The sequence below is a fragment of the Salmonella sp. NW38 genome (assembly GCF_051807745.1).
Classification (GTDB): Bacteria; Pseudomonadota; Gammaproteobacteria; order Enterobacterales; family Enterobacteriaceae; genus Salmonella; species Salmonella enterica.
On sequence record NZ_JAMMTO010000001.1, the window covers coordinates 358,857 to 374,326 of the forward strand.

The following is a 15,470-nucleotide window of genomic DNA, read 5'->3' on the forward strand; positions in this document are numbered from 1 at the left end:
GACGGTGATCAGAACCTTAAAACAGCGTAGACGCTTTTTTGGCTTTGTGAGAAATCCCACGGGCAATTCCGTGAGCCAGTTATCCGACGTAGAACAGAGGAAGGGAGGAACCCTTGCCGAAAAGGCCATCCATGGTGAATCGGGAACGCTCCGGTTCCCGTTAATGCCTAATAATTATCGTAATATAAACAACCGTGAATCAGTATAGGCCGCAATTTTTGATGATTCAACCGAAAATTGTTAGCGTGCTAATTACCAGCGGTTAACAAGCTTTTAGTGAGACTTGTCGTGGGCGACATTGGCATGGTGAAATTCGGCCTCAGCGCACTCTGCATGAGACTGCATTTTGTAACCTAACGCCGCCAGAACAACGGTAGAGAGCATTACGCTGGTGGTAGTCAGTAGCGGCGTGCTGATGAGCCATGAAACCACCAGGCTTGCCAGGAAACATAACCCCAGCTGCAGCGTATTTTGTAGCGCCGCAGCGCGCCCAGTGGCTTGAGGGAAAGGGCGTAACGCTTGCGCGACGACGATAGGGTAGATGGCGCCATTAGCAATCGCCATTACGCAGAAAGGAATCAGGATCTCCACCAGTGAGGCATTATTCAGAAGGCCCGCTCCCCAGGTGGCGATAACGCTCAGCGCGTACAGCCCTAACAGCCACGGAAGCAATTGGTAGCCCTGCCATTTTTGTAGCGCCGCGCGGCAACCATATCCGCCAATCAGAAAAGCGATGGTTTGCGGAACATAGCTCAGGCCAATCACTGCCGGGCTGTAACCCATCGCGCTGAGAATAAACGGCGACCCTGTTAGCCACGCAAAAAAGCTGGCGGAACAGGCGGCATAAATCAGCACATTACCGCGATAGGTTTTAGAGCGTAACAACGTCGCGAAAGTGAGTTTATCCTGTCCCTCGGTACGCGCTTTTACCGATGGTTTTAAGCGCAGCGCCGGCAACATCAGCAACAACGTAATCACGAACAGGGTGGCGAAAATCGCCTGCCATGAGAAATGCGTCAGTATCCAGCTTCCCAGTAAGGGCGCAAGCGCCGGGGATAATCCCACCAGTGGCATGATCGTGGCGAAGATACGGTTAATTTTTTGCGAAGGATAATAATCGGTCACCAGCGCTTGCCAGATTACCGTTGCCGCGCAAACGCCGACGGCCTGCACAAAGCGCAGCGTCAGCAGTGCTGCCGCGCTTTCTACCCACAGCATCCCCAGACTTCCAAGTGCAAAGATAGATAACCCCAGCAGTAAAATCGGTTTACGGCCATAACGATCCGATAGCGGTCCCCAGAGGAGTTGCGCGACGGCAAAGCCAGCTAAAAAAAGGCTGAGGCTGGCGCTGACAGCGGCGGCAGGCGTTTGTAAATCCGCCTGTATGGCGGCAAACGCGGGCAGGTACATGTCCGTAGCCAGAAATCCCAGCACGCTAAGACCGGCTAACCAGACTAAAAAACCTTTTCCAGGTTGCATATTTGTTTCTCTTTCTTATCAGACAGACATTGTCGCAGAGTGTAGGGAGTGAAATTACGGTTGTGAAACGTTAATATTTGTCCAGTGAATTCAAAATTTTTGTAGGCAAATTATGTGGTCGGAATACTCGCTTGAAGTGGTTGACGCCGTGGCGCGCAATGGCAGTTTTAGCGCGGCGGCGCAGGAACTGCACCGTGTGCCTTCAGCAGTCAGTTACACCGTTCGTCAGCTAGAGGAGTGGCTGGCCGTACCGCTTTTTGTACGACGTCACCGTGATGTTGAACTGACGCCTGCTGGCGTCTGGTTTTTAAAAGAAGGGCGTTCTGTTATCAAAAAAATGCAGATCACTCGCCAACAGTGTCAGCAAATTGCTAATGGCTGGCGCGGGCAGTTAGCTATTGCGGTGGACAATATCGTCAGACCAGAACGTACCCGGCAGATGATCGTCGATTTCTATCGCCATTTTGACGATGTGGAACTGCTGGTTTTTCAGGAGGTGTTTAACGGCGTCTGGGACGCGCTCTCCGACGGGCGTGTCGAACTGGCGATTGGGGCGACGCAGGCGATTCCGGTAGGGGGGCGTTACGCTTTTCGGGATATGGGGACCCTGAGCTGGAGCTGCGTAGTGGCAAGCGATCACCCGCTGGCGTCGATGCCTGGGCCGTTAAGCGATGATACCCTGCGCAACTGGCCGTCGCTGGTCAGGGAGGACACTTCGCGAACCTTACCGAAACGGATTACCTGGCTGCTGGATAACCAAAAAAGGGTCGTCGTACCGGACTGGGAGTCATCGGCAACCTGCCTGTCGGCAGGACTATGCGTGGGAATGGTGCCGACGCATTTTGCCCGACAGTGGATAGACAGCGGAAAATGGGTGGCGCTGACGTTAGAGAATCCGTTTCCCGATGCGGCCTGTTGCGTGACGTGGCAGCAAAACGAGGCCTCGCCCGCGCTGGCATGGCTGCTGGACTATTTGGGCGATAGCGAAACGTTGAATCGGGAGTGGCTTCGGGAGCCAGAAGAGGCTCCCGACTGCGGGGATTAACGCCGATAGTCGCGGAACGGGCCGTCAGCGACCGAGCGACGCTCAACCAGGCGTGGATGAACTTCAATAGACTGTGACTCTTCACGCTTATTGACGATGCGATCCAGTAGCATATTAAATGCGGTTTCGCCTAAAGAGTCTTTGGGCTGGTGAATCGTCGTCAGCGCCGGGGTAAAGTAACGGGCGTTACGCACATTGTCATAACCGATCACCGAAACATCCTGCGGTACGCGAAGCCCCATTTCGTCAGCCGCGCAAAGCGCGCCCATCGCCATAATATCGCCGCCGCAGAAAACGGCGGTAGGGCGATGTGACTGCGATAAGATTTGCTGCATCGCGTGGTAACCGGATTCCGGCTCGAAGTCGCCCTGAACAATCCAGTTGTCCGGCACGTTGATCAGCGCCTCCTCCATGGCTTTCATGAAGCCTGCCAGCCGGCCCGCGCCGGTGTTGCGCTCCAGCGGGCCGGGAATAACGCCGATATCCCGGTGGCCGCGCTCAACCAGATAACGACCCGCCATATAGCCGCCTGCAAAGGCGTTATCAATCACCGTGTCGGTAAAATCGGCCTTCGCCTCACCCCAGTCCATCACCACCATCGGAATATGGCGATACTCTTCCAGCATGGAAAGCAGAGGTTCTGGATACTCAGAACACATCACCAGCAGGCCATCCACGCGCTTTTGCGCCATCATGGACAGGTAGGCGCGCTGTTTTTCCAGGTTATTCCAGGCGTTGCCTAAAATCAGCGTATAGCCTTTCTGGAAACAGTTTTTTTCAACCGCCTCGATAATTTCGGCAAAATAGGCCGCTTCGCTGCTGGTCGCCAGTAAGCCTATCGACTTGGTATGGTTAACCTTCAGGCTACGCGCGACGGCGCTGGGAGAGTAGTGTAGCTCTTTAATTGCCGCCCAGACCGCGTTACGCGTTTCTTCAGCGACAAAACGCGTTTTGTTGATTACGTGTGATACAGTTGTAGTGGAAACGTTTGCTCGTTTCGCTACATCTTTAATTGTTGCCATTACATTTCACTCCAGACCCTCGCTAAGCTCCTGAGAAACGCCAGGTAAACGTTTGCCTACACACACCCTAATCGCAACATCAGGGTTGCGGCACGCCGGAAAAACGACACGGAACGTCAGGAAGGGGTCAATGGCCGTTACGCTAATTCAGTAAGCCTGGAATTTTGTCTGATCTTGAGGAAAAGGGGAAGCGTTAAAAACAGTTATCAATATAAAACATGAGAGATTTTTGTGCGGGAATGTGCAAAAATGCGCTATATCACTTTTTGTGTGGGAATAAAAAGGAGAAAACTTGATGAGTACCGACCTGAAATTTTCGTTGATTACTACGCTGATTGTTCTGGGCGTGATTGTCGCAGGTGGATTAACGGCCGCTCTGCACTGATTTCCTCTCTTCTGAGGGTGGGCGTCTCCTCTATTCTATCCCTCTCTAAAACGCAGAAGGCGTACCTTCTGCGTACTCAGACTTATGCGGCGAGATTTTTCGCAACAAATTCCCAGTTAACCAGCGCCCAGAAATGCTCCAGATAGTTTGGACGGGCGTTGCGGTAGTCGATGTAATACGCGTGTTCCCACACATCAACCGTCAGCAACGGCGTTGCATCCGTAGTCAGCGGCGTACCGGCATTTGAGGTAGAAACGATAGCCAGTTTGCCATCAGCGCTTTTTACCAGCCATGTCCATCCGGAACCAAAGTTTTTGATAGCGGCATCGGTGAACTGCGCTTTAAATTCCGCGAAGCTGCCAAAAGATGCCGCGATAGCATCAGCCAGTTTCCCGGTCGGTTCGCCGCCAGCGTTTGGCGCCAGGCAGTTCCAGTAGAAGGTGTGGTTCCACACCTGAGCGGCGTTATTAAAGATACCGCCTTCGGAGGCGCGCACGATCTCTTCCAGCGATTTGCCTTCAAACGCCGTGCCTTTGATCAAATTGTTAAGATTGGTCACGTAAGTCTGATGATGTTTGCCATAGTGATATTCCAGCGTCTCAGCAGAAATATGCGGCGCCAGAGCATCTTTGGCATACGGTAATGCAGGTAATTCGAACGACATTGCTTCTCTCCTTATTATTAATATTGCGCACGCACAATAACCCTGGTGCGCGTAAGGATAGGGTAGCAAATTGAGAGGTGGCGCAAAAGAAGAAGTTATCCTGTCGTTAAACGACAGGATAAAATATTAGCGAATTGTTTTAGGCGTCATCACCCGACGGGCGCCGACATAATGACGCTGCCAGTACTCTTCGTTCAGTGAGGTGATCTTAATTTCCTGACCGCTGCGCGGAGACTGGATAAACTTACCGTTGCCGACATAGACGCCAACGTGATCGGCGGTGCCGCGCCCCTGCGTACGGAAGAACACCAGATCGCCGTTTTTCAACTCGCTACGCTCAATGGGCGCCGCGTCACGCAGGTGATACATCTCATTCGCCGTTCGGGGGATACGGATCTTCACTAAATCTTTATAGGCATAATACACCAGACCGCTGCAATCAAAACCGGTGCGCGGCGACGCGCCTCCCCAGTGATACGGTTTACCAATCTGATTCATGAGCTTGGACATCGCGGTTTTCGTCGCTTTTTGTACTTTTGCACGATGCGCATCGGCAATAGAGACCGGCAATGTTCCTTTCCCCTTCACGCAGTGCGGCTTACGGCCTTTACGCGTCGTGCATTTTTCCGTTACGTCGAGGGCGGCGATTGACGTGGGCGCGGTTCTGTTACGACGATGCGTCGTATGACGAGATTTTGTGGAGGCGGTGGTACGTTTTGGCGTAGAAGCGGAAGAAAAACGGCTGGTTTTTGAGGTTTTTTTTACGTTTTTTTTGCTGGTTTTACTGATCTTTTTCGTTGTGCTTTTCTTTTTATCTGCCGTTTTCGTGACATGAGAAACAGCAGGCGTCGCTTTGGCTTGCCTGGAAGCATGGGCCATTGGCGTAAAAGGGAGAGTAGTAAAAAGTAAAGCACAGAGCGTGATCGAGATTTTGTTTATCCGCGCCACTGAGCAATCCTCTGTTAAAGGCAGGCGATTCATGCCTGCGTATGATTTACAAAACCTGATAATTCTAATCTACAAAAGCACAGATTGGTAATTGCTTTTGGTTTCTGAAGCTGTGTTTCGTTAACAGATGTAAAAAAAATAGCAATTAATGCTAAACACGAACGCGTTATCTACAAATCACAGCGTGGCAACCCGCTTAAAAGATATTTTGTATACAACTTATTCCCGCAGACGGTAAAATAATAAGGCATGATGAAAATGTTATTTTCCGTTGCCAGCCTGACCCGTTACAATGACAGGCTTCAGTCGTAAAAGTAGTTTAAGGAAGCGAGACAATGAGCACCACTATCGAAAAAATTCAGCGCCAGATCGCTGAAAACCCGATTCTCCTGTATATGAAAGGTTCACCGAAACTGCCAAGCTGTGGTTTCTCTGCGCAGGCCGTTCAGGCGCTTTCAGCCTGCGGGGAACGTTTTGCCTATGTTGATATCCTGCAAAACCCGGATATTCGCGCTGAATTACCGAAATACGCCAACTGGCCGACATTCCCACAACTGTGGGTGGACGGCGAGCTGGTCGGCGGGTGTGATATTGTGATTGAAATGTATCAGCGTGGTGAGTTGCAGCAGCTTATTAAAGAAACTGCGGCAAAATATAAAACTCAGGAGCCGGACGCAGAGTAATCTGTGAAAGGAGAAAGCGACCTGTAAAGGTCGCTTTTTTACTGCCATCGTGAGCAAGAGTGGCGTTGTTAGCCTCGTTATTTGTCCGTCGGCAAAGGTAACGGCCAGCCGCCCAGGCGCTTCCAGCGATTGACGATTTCACAAAACAGCACCGCTGTCCGCTCGGTATCATACAAAGCGGAATGGGCCTTTTCGCCGTCAAACTCCATACCTGCCGCCAGGCACGCTTTTGATAACACCGTTTGTCCCAGCGCCAGTCCGCTCAATGCCGCAGTATCAAAGGTGACGAACGGATGAAACGGGTTACGTTTCAGCGAGGCGCGCCCTGCGGCGGCCATCATAAAACTGTGATCAAAAGTGGCGTTATGCGCGACCATAATGGCGCGGCTACAACCGCTTTCTTTGATACCTTTACGCACCATTTTGAAAATAGCGTGTAGGGCCTCATATTCACTCACCGCGCCGCGTAGCGGGTTAGAGGGATCGATACCGTTAAACGCGAGCGCTTCCGGCTGTAAGTTGGCTCCAGCGAACGGTTCCACATGGAAATGCAGCGTCATGTCCGGCATCAGCCAGCCTTGTTCATCCATTTTCAGCGTGATGGCGGCGATTTCGAGCAGCGCATCGGTTTTAGCGTTAAATCCTGCAGTTTCAACGTCGATGACGACAGGATAAAAACCACGAAAACGGTCGCACAGACCGGAAAGTTGAGCGTTATCGGACATCTGAGTCTCTTAATACGAAAAAATGCAGCGCGTATTATGGCAAATTTTACGCCGGGATGCAGTAAAACAACGGGCGCAGTGACCTGCGCCCGGCGGGGGATCAGTTACCCAGACCGCGGCCTGCGTCTTTAGCTTCAATCAATTCGATTTTATAGCCATCCGGATCTTCAACGAAGGCGATGATGGTCGAACCGCCTTTTACCGGCCCCGCTTCACGGGTCACGTTGCCGCCGTTTTGACGAATGCGTTCACAGGCTTCAGCAGCATTGTCAACGCTCAGCGCGATATGCCCGTACGCATTGCCCATGTCGTAGCTCTCAACGCCCCAGTTATAGGTTAGTTCGATGACCGCTTCTTCCGTTTCCGGACCATATCCCACAAAGGCCAGCGAGTATTTGTATTCCGGATTCTCACTGGTACGCAGCAATTTCATGCCCAGAACGTTAGTGTAAAAAGCGATGGAACGCTGCAAATCGCCGACGCGCAGCATAGTATGCAATAAACGCATTTTCGTTGTCCTTAAAATAGTCAAGATATTCAAAGTATAGCGGCGATGTGAGGCCGCTATCAATGAAATTACAGAGTAGGGTAGTCAGTGTAGCCTTCCGCGCCGCCGCCATAAAAACTTTCGGGACGCTGTGGATTGAGTTTCGCTTTACATTGCAGACGCGCTACCAGATCCGGGTTAGCGATGTAATCGCGACCAAACGCCACGGCGTCAATCAGCCCTTTTTCGATCAGATCTTCCGCTTTTTCTGGCGTATAGGCGCCAGCGCCGATGATGGGACCGTGGAAACGTGCGCGCACTTTTTCACGGAACGCGTCGCTGTACGGTTCGCCGCCCGCCCAGTCTGGTTCAGACATATGCAGATAAGCAATGCCGCGTTTGCCTAACGCTTCAATCAGATAAAGGGCGTCAGCTTCTTCATTCGGGCCGTTATCGACATTCTGGAAAGTGCCGACAGGAGAAAGGCGGATGCCGATACGGTCCGCGCCCCATTCCTTAATGCCGGCATCAACCACCTCCAGCACCAGACGGGCGCGATTCTCTACGCTGCCGCCGTACTGATCGGTACGGTGATTAGAAGACGGTGAGAGGAACTGGTGCAGCAGATAACCGTGCGCGGAGTGCAGCTCCACCAGATCGAAGCCTGCCTCTCGGGCATTGGCGATAGCCTGGCGGAAATCGTTGACGATCCCGGGGATCTCGTGAGTATCCAGCGCGCGCGGCGTGGAAGTCTCTACGCGGATGGCCTGGCCGTTTTCGTCACGCAAAGAGGTGCGGGTTCCCGCATTGATAGCGGATGGCGCGACGGGCGCTTGTCCGCCTGGTTGCAGGCTGGCGTGTGAAATACGGCCCGTATGCCACAGTTGCACCGCCATATGGCCGCCCTGGGCATGGACTCCCTGAGTGATTTTTTTCCAGGCGGCGATCTGCTCATCGCTGTGTAATCCCGGTGCGCCGGCATAGCCTTTCGCCTGTGCGGAGATTTGTGTGGCTTCGCTAATGATCAATCCGGCGCTGGCGCGTTGACGGTAATATTCCGCCATTAACGGCGTAGGAATGTCGCCCGGTTCAATACTCCGCAAACGCGTCAAAGGCGCCATAAATACGCGATTTGTCGCCGTGATGGCACCCACCTTGAGGGGGGTAAACAGTTTTGCTGATGACATAGTGGCTCCTGATATAAGTAGACCGGTCGTCTTGTAATAAAGGAAATAAAAACGCCTGTTACTGCTCAGGCGTTGCAATGATGGTCTTAACATGCGCCAACGCATTTTCCAGCGGCGCGGCGCTACGGGATATTTTGGCCTGCAAATTGGCGCCCAGCCACAGGGCATAAAGTACCTGCGCCTGTGGCAACGGCTGGCCGGTGAAATGTAAACAGTGGCTATTACGGCCATCTTCCAGCGCGCGTGCAAGCAGTGCCATGATCTCCTGCGCCCCTTTATCCATCGTAGAGCGCATATCCTCCGACAGATCGCAGACCTCCGCTGACAGTTTCACCGTCAGGCAACCGCTGATGGCGCCTTGCTGGCAAAACTGCTTTAACGTTTCCTGATACCAGGCGAGAAGACGATCGCGATGATTACCGGGACCGGAGGTGAAGTGCGCCGTAAGACGCTGATGATAGCAGGCGTAATGTCGCTCAAGCATGGCGACGCCGAAGGCTTCTTTCGAGCGAAAGTAGTGATAAAACGACCCTTTAGGCACCTGGGCGGTTTTGAGCAACTCGCTAAGCCCCATGCCGGTAAAACCCCGTTGCATACAAAGCTGCTCGCCGGTGGCCAGCAGATGTTCGCGGGTATCGTGTTCGGTTTGCTTATTCATGACAGGCAGTGTAGTAGACCAGTCGGTCGACTGCAAGCAGAGTTGCCATAATGTCAGTTAGCGTCTTCAATAGTCATAAGCGCCAAACGTTGAGGAGGGGATGTGGCCGAGCAGTTGGAGTTTTTTCCTGTAGCAAGCCCATGTCGCGGTATCTGCCAGTCTGATGAGCGTGGCTTTTGTCGGGGCTGTATGCGCAGCCGCGACGAACGGTTTAACTGGCAAAAAATGAGCGATGCCGAGAAACAAAATGTACTGCGGCTTTGTCGCCAGCGTTTCTTGCGTAAAATACGCGCAAATAAGCCTCTCCCATCGGAAGATCCTCAACAACCTTCACTCTTTTAAACGCGGAATTGCGTATACTCAACCTCATTATTCTCTATGAGGAATCTGTTATGGTTCAGCGTGTCACCATCGCTCCACAAGGCCCGGAGTTTTCGCGTTTTGTCATGGGTTATTGGCGTTTGATGGACTGGAATATGTCCGCGCGTCAGTTAGTGAGTTTTATCGAAGAACATCTGGATTTGGGCGTCACTACCGTTGACCATGCGGACATTTATGGCGGTTATCAGTGCGAAGCGGCGTTTGGCGAGGCGCTAACGCTGGCGCCGCATTTGCGGGAAAAACTGCAAATCGTTACCAAATGCGGTATTGCGACCACCGCCAGAGCGGAAAATAGGCTCGGTCATTATATTACCGATCGCCGGCATATTATTCTGAGCGCCGAACAGTCATTAAAAAATCTGGCGACAGATTATCTGGATATGTTGTTAATTCACCGTCCCGATCCGTTAATGGATGCGGATGACGTCGCCGAGGCGTTTCAACATCTGCACCAAAGCGGCAAAGTACGCCATTTTGGCGTTTCTAATTTTACGCCAGCGCAATTTACGTTGCTGCAATCGCGCCTGCCGTTCACCCTGGCGACCAATCAGGTGGAGATCTCGCCGGTTCATCAGCCTTTGTTGCTGGACGGCACATTAGATCAATTACAGCAACTGCGTATTCGTCCGATGGCCTGGTCATGTCTTGGCGGCGGTCGGCTGTTTAATGATGAGGCTTATCAGCCGTTGCGCCAGGAACTTTCCGTTATCGCGCAAGAACTCAACGCCAGTTCTATTGAACAGGTGGTCTATGCCTGGATTTTACGTTTGCCGTCGCAGCCGCTGCCGATTATTGGCTCGGGTAAAATCGAACGCGTACGCGCCGCACTAGAAGCGGAAACGCTGTCATTGTCGCGTCAACAGTGGTTCCGAATCCGCAAGGCGGCACTGGGTTATGACGTGCCGTAATCGTCAACTCGTTGACTTTCCGTTCATGTTTTCGCCAGTGGTTTACACTTAACAGACGACCACATGTAACGGAGGTTTTATGAAGCGATTAAGTTTAGCGATGGTGACGCTGCTGGCCTGTGCGGGTGCGCAGGCCGCCAGCGAGAAAGTAGAGATGAACCTGGTGACGGCGCAAGGCGTAGGACAGTCTATCGGCACCGTCGTCATCGATGAAACCGAAGGCGGCTTAAAATTTACCCCACACCTTAAAGCGTTACCGCCGGGCGAGCATGGTTTTCACATTCATGCCAAAGATAGCTGCCAGCCCGCGATTAAAGACGGCAAAGCAGTTGCCGCAGAGGCCGCTGGTGGTCATCTGGACCCACAAAATACCGGCAAGCATGAAGGACCGGAAGGCCAGGGGCATCTGGGCGACCTCCCGGTGTTAGTCGTTAATAATGATGGTATCGCCACCGAACCGGTTACTGCGCCGCGTCTGAAGTCTCTTGATGAAGTGAAAGATAAAGCGCTCATGATCCATGTGGGCGGCGATAACATGTCCGATCAGCCGAAACCGCTCGGCGGCGGCGGAATGCGTTACGCCTGCGGCGTCATTAAATAACCCGGAGACAGTGTTCCCTGCGCTGGAGCCTGTTCCAGCTGCGACAGCGAACAGTGTAAACGCCAGATAATCGCCGCCAGCTCATGCGCGGCGGGCTGATGATGATGTGCGAGCGTGTCGCAGATACGCTGTAATTCCTGTAGCGTGACGGCAAGCGGGCGTTGCTGCACGCCGCGCTCGCTCATCACATCACGCAGCAGGGATATACAAATATCCCGCACCCGGGAAAGCGGATCGGAACGCGACTCCCAGGCGCGCAGCTGCCACACCACATGCGAGCAGTTCAGCAGTACCACTCCCCAACGTAATAACCACCGGCGCGCCAGCGCATCCTGGCTATTGCTGAGCTGACTGACGTGATGATAGGTCAGCGATTCAAACTCGCTTTCGCTATGGGAAGGATGACGGCTAAGCTGATCGACGAAATCCCGGCGTAGCGCGCGGATATGGCGGCGACTTTTTACGGCATCGGAACCGGGGCGCAAAATCGCAAACGCCAGCCAGGAAATCGCGACGCCGACGATCTTGGCGGTATTATCGTTAAGGAAGTCGGCGAAGTCGTACACCGGCGGATTGGTCACGGCGATGAATGAGCCCATAAAAACGATAAGCTGCCCCCACAGTCCCGCCAGCTTAGGCATCTGCAGTTTAAGCAGTTGCATCGTGACGAACAGCGGAAAAAGGAAAAGCAAGAATTGCCACAGATCGGTGATTTGCACCATCAGGCCAAATTTCACCACGAAGCTGAATAAGGACAGCAGCACTAAAGTTCGCATCAATAAGGTGAGCGACTTAAACGGCGTGGCGACGATGGAGTAGAGGACACAACTGATCGCCGCCAGGGTTAATGCGCCGGGCCCGGATTCCCATTGCGCGCCAATACTCCAGGCGCCAATCACCGTGAGCGTGCAAAAGGTACGCACGCCGCTCCAGATGGCCTCTGCGTTATCCGTATGCCGCGCAAGGCCGGGAGTGCGGCGGATATGGATTTGATCCACCGGCGCGCCGCTTTCGATCAGATATAACTGGCGGCTGCTGCGCAGATATAAGTGGCAAAAATAGCGTAATCGCTGCCAGAACGCGAGGTGACGATAATCCTGTTCATCCTGCGGGCGTAGCGGCGCAATAATCCGCGCCACGGTGTAGCTGTCCGCGCGCGGTTTCGCCAGCGCAGCTAAGAGTTGTTCAATAACTTCGCGGCTGTTTTCCGGCGGCGTCGGCCAGTTTAAAAGCATTCTACGCAGACTGGAGATCACGCTGGTTAGCCGTAATTGCTGGTGTAACAATGCATTTAGCAATGCATTCTGGCGGCGAAAACGGTAGTGACTCCAGAAGGCCTGAATACGCAGCAGGTTCATGGTCAGGATTTGCCCAATGACGCCCTCATGCGCGGAGCGGATGGCGTCGGTAGTCTCCGGCTGCCAAAGTAGACTGGCATGTTCCAGCAAGCGCGCATGCATGTTTTTCAACGCGGTGAGCAGGGCTGTGCCATCCGATGTGCTGGGCAGGATCATCATCATCATGCCGCCACAGAGGATGCCGACGATAACTTCACATACACGTGCCTGGGCGATATCCCACAACTGCGTGATTTCTACAATATTAACCATCGGGAACGCGATGATTGCCGCCGTGTAGCCGGACAACTGGAAAGCATAAGCGGCATTATTGGTAAAATGCGCGCAGGCCCAGGTACAAAAACCGATCCAGGCGGCCATGCTAAATAAGAACAACCAGGGTTCATTCAGCGTATGGCCGGCAATAATTAACGCGGCGGTCGCGCCGAGTAAACTCCCGGCAATACGCCCCAGACTTTTACTGATTACGCCGCCTACGGTCGGAAAGCTCACCACTGCGGCCGAAGTCATCGCCCAGTAGGGCTCATCCAGATTGAGATAATAAGCGAATGTCAGCGCGAGACACATAGCAATGGTATTGCGCAACGCGTAACGCCACTGGCCGGAGGTCGCTTTAAACCAGGGCGTATTTCGCAGGGCCGGCAGGGAGAGTTTCATTACCGCTGTCCAATGGCTACGCTGCAGGTAGTGCCGGAGACGAGCGTGATATCCTGCGGCAAAGCGTCAAATTCGATACGTACCGGTACGCGTTGCGCCAGACGTACCCACGGTACGTTGGGTTTGATATCGGGCACTAAACCGGAGTCACTTTCCACGCTTTGGTCGTAAATAGCGCGCCCGATACTGCCAACGTGACCCTGTAACTTAATATTGCCACTATACAGTGTTATTAATGCAGGCTCACCTTCGCGGATATGGCGTAGTTTGGTTTCTTCGAAATATCCCATTACATAAAATGAATGGCTATCTACCAGGGCGAAAAGCGGCTTACCGGTACTGGCATAATCACCGGTACGCGTGGAAAGGTTGGTCACCCAGCCGGATACCGGCGCTTTTACTTCCGTCTGGCTAAGCTGCCACTGCGCCTGTTTTAACGTCGCCAGTGCGACATCTACGTTGGCCTGCATCGCTTTAACATTCAGATTGGCGCTATCCAGATCTTCAGCAGAGATGTAGTTACGCGATAAATGTCGACGTCGGTCGGCTTCATTATTCGCTTTTGCCAGATCGGACTGCGCTTTGGCCAACTGCGCCTGCGCGTTAAGTTCTGCAATATGGAAGGGCGTTTTATCAATGACAAAAAGAACGTCCCCGGCGTTGACGAACTGATTATCTTTGATATTGAGTTGGGTAATGCTGCCAGAAACCTGTGGCGTTACGCTGACCTGTTCCGCGCGGATTTTACCATCGCGCGTCCACGGTGACTGCATATAGTAATTCCATAACCACCACGCGGCCAGAACGGCGACGACGGCGACAATGAGAGTAGAAAAATATTTTATTGTTTTTAAGGACATATTTACCACGCGATCAGTAAAACGAGGCCCAGACATACGCAAAGCGTAAAGAGGGAGAGATCCATTAACAGGGGATGCCAGATTTCATCAGAGTATATCCGGTCACGCAGGAGTCGGTGAATAAACAACCAGATAACGAACCCAAGCGCAAAGGCTTTAAAGAATGGCGGAAAGTAAACAGATGCTCCCAACATGAGATCTTGTAAGGGCAATCCTGTGGCGTTGAGTATACACTTCACAAGCAATGTTCCTTTGCGTCAGACATCGATGCTTTGGTTTTAGCCAAAACCGAAGCTACAGGTGCCAGGTGCGCACTATGTCTGAAAAAATGTCTATTGGTAAGCAAATTTAGCAATACATTTGTTTTGAGAATACAAATACTGCACACTATTCTAAAATCAGCATAATAACTTAGCAAGCTAATTATAAGGAGATGAAATTGGAATCGCCACTAGGTTCTGATCTGGCACGGTTAGTGCGCATTTGGCGTGCTCTGATTGACCATCGCCTCAAGCCTCTGGAATTGACGCAGACACATTGGGTCACGTTGCACAATATTCATCAATTGCCGCCTGACCAGTCGCAGATTCAATTGGCTAAAGCGATAGGCATTGAGCAGCCATCGCTGGTACGCACGTTGGATCAACTTGAAGATAAGGGGCTAATTTCGCGGCAAACCTGCGCCAGCGATCGTCGCGCTAAGCGCATTAAACTGACCGAAAAAGCGGAGCCGCTGATCGCTGAGATGGAAGCGGTCATTCATAAAACGCGCGGTGAAATTTTGGCTGGGATTTCTTCAGAGGAGATTGAGATTCTGATTAAACTTATCGCCAAGCTTGAACACAACATTATGGAATTGCACTCTCACGATTGAGGTGCAGGGGCATACGTGTGGCCATGTGACCACACGTAAAGCCTGGTTTAGCGTGGAGAGACAGTAACCTGGCTGCCATTGCTGGCCAGCACGACACGCTGACCTGCCGAGAAACGCGTATTTCCTTGTTTCTGCACAACCATAATGGTGTTGCCATCGTCTTTACGAATTTCCAGTTCCACACCCTGGGTTTTATTCATTGCGCTCTGGACGCCCTGGCCCGCTACGCCGCCAGCCACCGCGCCTGCCGCGGTCGCCAGTGAACGACCCGTACCGCCGCCGATAGTGTTGCCGAGGAATCCGCCCAACACCGCGCCGCCGATAGCGCCAATCACGTTAGAATCATCACCGCCCTGAATTTGAACCGGACGAACGTTAACGATAGTACCGTACGTTACATTCTGAACTTGTTTAGCCTCGGATGCGGTATAAACATCACCCGAAAGGCTATCATTGTTAACACACCCCGCTAAGGATAACCCCATCAGTGAAACGGCCAGTACACGTTTAATCATTTACCCATCTCCTGTTCTTCACGAAACGCTATT

General features: G+C 52.5%; 19 protein-coding genes. 7 read left to right on the top strand and 12 right to left on the bottom strand.

Going from position 1 to position 15,470, the window contains the following annotated elements:
* Positions 1-273: 273 nt before the first annotated feature.
* Complete coding sequence (punC, locus tag NA624_RS01915; protein ID WP_001182317.1) at positions 274-1,479, bottom strand: purine nucleoside transporter PunC; 1,206 nt, start codon at positions 1,477-1,479, stop codon at positions 274-276.
* 112 nt (positions 1,480-1,591) lie between these two features.
* On the opposite strand from punC, the gene punR reads away from it, so the two are divergent.
* Positions 1,592-2,524, top strand: coding sequence for a DNA-binding transcriptional activator PunR (gene punR, locus NA624_RS01920; protein ID WP_000269522.1), 933 nt, complete (start codon positions 1,592-1,594; stop codon positions 2,522-2,524).
* On the opposite strand, the gene purR is transcribed toward punR, so the two are convergent.
* The gene (gene purR / locus NA624_RS01925) at positions 2,521-3,546 is read right to left on the bottom strand and encodes an HTH-type transcriptional repressor PurR (RefSeq protein WP_000190993.1); all 1,026 of its coding nucleotides are present in this window, start codon (positions 3,544-3,546) and stop codon (positions 2,521-2,523) included. The genes punR and purR overlap by 4 nt on opposite strands.
* A gap of 295 nt (positions 3,547-3,841) precedes the next feature.
* On the opposite strand from purR, the gene cydH reads away from it, so the two are divergent.
* Positions 3,842-3,931, top strand: a complete 90-nt coding sequence (gene cydH / locus NA624_RS01930) for a cytochrome bd-I oxidase subunit CydH (protein WP_000102277.1) — start codon at positions 3,842-3,844, stop codon at positions 3,929-3,931.
* Between the two features lie 82 nt (positions 3,932-4,013).
* Here the strand turns inward: cydH and sodB are convergent, their stop codons facing one another.
* Positions 4,014-4,595: a superoxide dismutase [Fe] gene (gene sodB / locus NA624_RS01935; RefSeq protein WP_000007294.1), complete on the bottom strand. Its 582-nt coding sequence runs from the start codon at positions 4,593-4,595 to the stop codon at positions 4,014-4,016.
* 126 nt (positions 4,596-4,721) lie between these two features.
* Positions 4,722-5,543: a C40 family peptidase gene (locus tag NA624_RS01940; protein ID WP_001543058.1), complete on the bottom strand. Its 822-nt coding sequence runs from the start codon at positions 5,541-5,543 to the stop codon at positions 4,722-4,724.
* Between the two features lie 335 nt (positions 5,544-5,878).
* Between NA624_RS01940 and grxD the strand changes: the two genes are divergently transcribed.
* Complete coding sequence (gene grxD, locus NA624_RS01945; protein ID WP_000108176.1) at positions 5,879-6,226, top strand: monothiol glutaredoxin 4; 348 nt, start codon at positions 5,879-5,881, stop codon at positions 6,224-6,226.
* Positions 6,227-6,303: 77 nt separating this feature from the next.
* Here grxD and rnt read toward each other — a convergent pair whose 3' ends face one another.
* From rnt to NA624_RS01965, 4 genes are all read right to left on the bottom strand, one after another.
* Entirely contained in the window at positions 6,304-6,951 is a 648-nt protein-coding gene (rnt, locus tag NA624_RS01950) for a ribonuclease T (protein ID WP_001282271.1), read from the bottom strand.
* 100 nt (positions 6,952-7,051) lie between these two features.
* The gene (gloA, locus tag NA624_RS01955; RefSeq protein WP_001237787.1) at positions 7,052-7,459 is read right to left on the bottom strand and encodes a lactoylglutathione lyase; all 408 of its coding nucleotides are present in this window, start codon (positions 7,457-7,459) and stop codon (positions 7,052-7,054) included.
* A gap of 68 nt (positions 7,460-7,527) precedes the next feature.
* Positions 7,528-8,625, bottom strand: a complete 1,098-nt coding sequence (locus NA624_RS01960) for an alkene reductase (protein ID WP_000092927.1) — start codon at positions 8,623-8,625, stop codon at positions 7,528-7,530.
* Between the two features lie 58 nt (positions 8,626-8,683).
* A complete protein-coding gene (locus NA624_RS01965; RefSeq protein WP_001041823.1) occupies positions 8,684-9,283 on the bottom strand; it encodes a TetR/AcrR family transcriptional regulator in 600 nt (199 codons plus the stop codon).
* A 102-nt stretch (positions 9,284-9,385) separates the two neighbouring features.
* Between NA624_RS01965 and NA624_RS01970 the strand changes: the two genes are divergently transcribed.
* From NA624_RS01970 to sodC2, 3 genes are all read left to right on the top strand, one after another.
* Positions 9,386-9,625 (top strand): DUF1289 domain-containing protein, encoded by a 240-nt coding sequence (locus NA624_RS01970; protein WP_001538148.1) that lies wholly within the window; start codon positions 9,386-9,388, stop codon positions 9,623-9,625.
* Positions 9,626-9,675: 50 nt separating this feature from the next.
* Positions 9,676-10,572: an aldo/keto reductase gene (locus NA624_RS01975; RefSeq protein ID WP_000250721.1), complete on the top strand. Its 897-nt coding sequence runs from the start codon at positions 9,676-9,678 to the stop codon at positions 10,570-10,572.
* Positions 10,573-10,651: 79 nt separating this feature from the next.
* Complete coding sequence (sodC2, locus tag NA624_RS01980) at positions 10,652-11,173, top strand: superoxide dismutase [Cu-Zn] SodC2 (RefSeq protein WP_000826816.1); 522 nt, start codon at positions 10,652-10,654, stop codon at positions 11,171-11,173.
* Here the strand turns inward: sodC2 and NA624_RS01985 are convergent.
* From NA624_RS01985 to NA624_RS01995, 3 genes are read right to left on the bottom strand one after another with little or no spacing between them, the layout of a single operon-like run.
* Positions 11,149-13,188 (bottom strand): FUSC family protein, encoded by a 2,040-nt coding sequence (locus NA624_RS01985; RefSeq protein ID WP_000777612.1) that lies wholly within the window; start codon positions 13,186-13,188, stop codon positions 11,149-11,151. The two genes, sodC2 and NA624_RS01985, sit on opposite strands and share 25 nt — an antisense overlap.
* Positions 13,188-14,048: an efflux RND transporter periplasmic adaptor subunit gene (locus tag NA624_RS01990; RefSeq protein WP_001527784.1), complete on the bottom strand. Its 861-nt coding sequence runs from the start codon at positions 14,046-14,048 to the stop codon at positions 13,188-13,190. The genes NA624_RS01985 and NA624_RS01990 overlap by 1 nt, the downstream gene beginning before the upstream one ends.
* A 2-nt stretch (positions 14,049-14,050) precedes the next feature.
* Complete coding sequence (locus NA624_RS01995; RefSeq protein ID WP_000649755.1) at positions 14,051-14,287, bottom strand: DUF1656 domain-containing protein; 237 nt, start codon at positions 14,285-14,287, stop codon at positions 14,051-14,053.
* A gap of 194 nt (positions 14,288-14,481) precedes the next feature.
* Between NA624_RS01995 and slyA the strand changes: the two genes are divergently transcribed.
* A complete protein-coding gene (gene slyA / locus NA624_RS02000; protein WP_000764550.1) occupies positions 14,482-14,922 on the top strand; it encodes a transcriptional regulator SlyA in 441 nt (146 codons plus the stop codon).
* Between the two features lie 47 nt (positions 14,923-14,969).
* On the opposite strand, the gene slyB is transcribed toward slyA, so the two are convergent.
* Entirely contained in the window at positions 14,970-15,437 is a 468-nt protein-coding gene (gene slyB / locus NA624_RS02005) for an outer membrane lipoprotein SlyB (protein WP_000597179.1), read from the bottom strand.
* Between the last annotated feature and the right edge of the window lie 33 nt (positions 15,438-15,470).

Bases quoted from the DNA above. Each gene is read 5' to 3' on its own strand.
- NA624_RS01990 (WP_001527784.1), bottom strand. From the start codon at position 14,048: ATGTCCTTAAAAACAATAAAATATTTTTCTACTCTCATTGTCGCCGTC.
- slyB (WP_000597179.1), bottom strand. From the start codon at position 15,437: ATGATTAAACGTGTACTGGCCGTTTCACTGATGGGGTTATCCTTAGCG.
- NA624_RS01965 (WP_001041823.1), bottom strand. From the start codon at position 9,283: ATGAATAAGCAAACCGAACACGATACCCGCGAACATCTGCTGGCCACC.
- slyA (WP_000764550.1), top strand. From the start codon at position 14,482: ATGAAATTGGAATCGCCACTAGGTTCTGATCTGGCACGGTTAGTGCGC.
- grxD (WP_000108176.1), top strand. From the start codon at position 5,879: ATGAGCACCACTATCGAAAAAATTCAGCGCCAGATCGCTGAAAACCCG.
- punR (WP_000269522.1), top strand. From the start codon at position 1,592: ATGTGGTCGGAATACTCGCTTGAAGTGGTTGACGCCGTGGCGCGCAAT.
- purR (WP_000190993.1), bottom strand. From the start codon at position 3,546: ATGGCAACAATTAAAGATGTAGCGAAACGAGCAAACGTTTCCACTACA.
- gloA (WP_001237787.1), bottom strand. From the start codon at position 7,459: ATGCGTTTATTGCATACTATGCTGCGCGTCGGCGATTTGCAGCGTTCC.
- NA624_RS01975 (WP_000250721.1), top strand. From the start codon at position 9,676: ATGGTTCAGCGTGTCACCATCGCTCCACAAGGCCCGGAGTTTTCGCGT.
- NA624_RS01985 (WP_000777612.1), bottom strand. From the start codon at position 13,188: ATGAAACTCTCCCTGCCGGCCCTGCGAAATACGCCCTGGTTTAAAGCG.
- punC (WP_001182317.1), bottom strand. From the start codon at position 1,479: ATGCAACCTGGAAAAGGTTTTTTAGTCTGGTTAGCCGGTCTTAGCGTG.
- sodB (WP_000007294.1), bottom strand. From the start codon at position 4,595: ATGTCGTTCGAATTACCTGCATTACCGTATGCCAAAGATGCTCTGGCG.
- sodC2 (WP_000826816.1), top strand. From the start codon at position 10,652: ATGAAGCGATTAAGTTTAGCGATGGTGACGCTGCTGGCCTGTGCGGGT.
- NA624_RS01960 (WP_000092927.1), bottom strand. From the start codon at position 8,625: ATGTCATCAGCAAAACTGTTTACCCCCCTCAAGGTGGGTGCCATCACG.
- cydH (WP_000102277.1), top strand. From the start codon at position 3,842: ATGAGTACCGACCTGAAATTTTCGTTGATTACTACGCTGATTGTTCTG.
- rnt (WP_001282271.1), bottom strand. From the start codon at position 6,951: ATGTCCGATAACGCTCAACTTTCCGGTCTGTGCGACCGTTTTCGTGGT.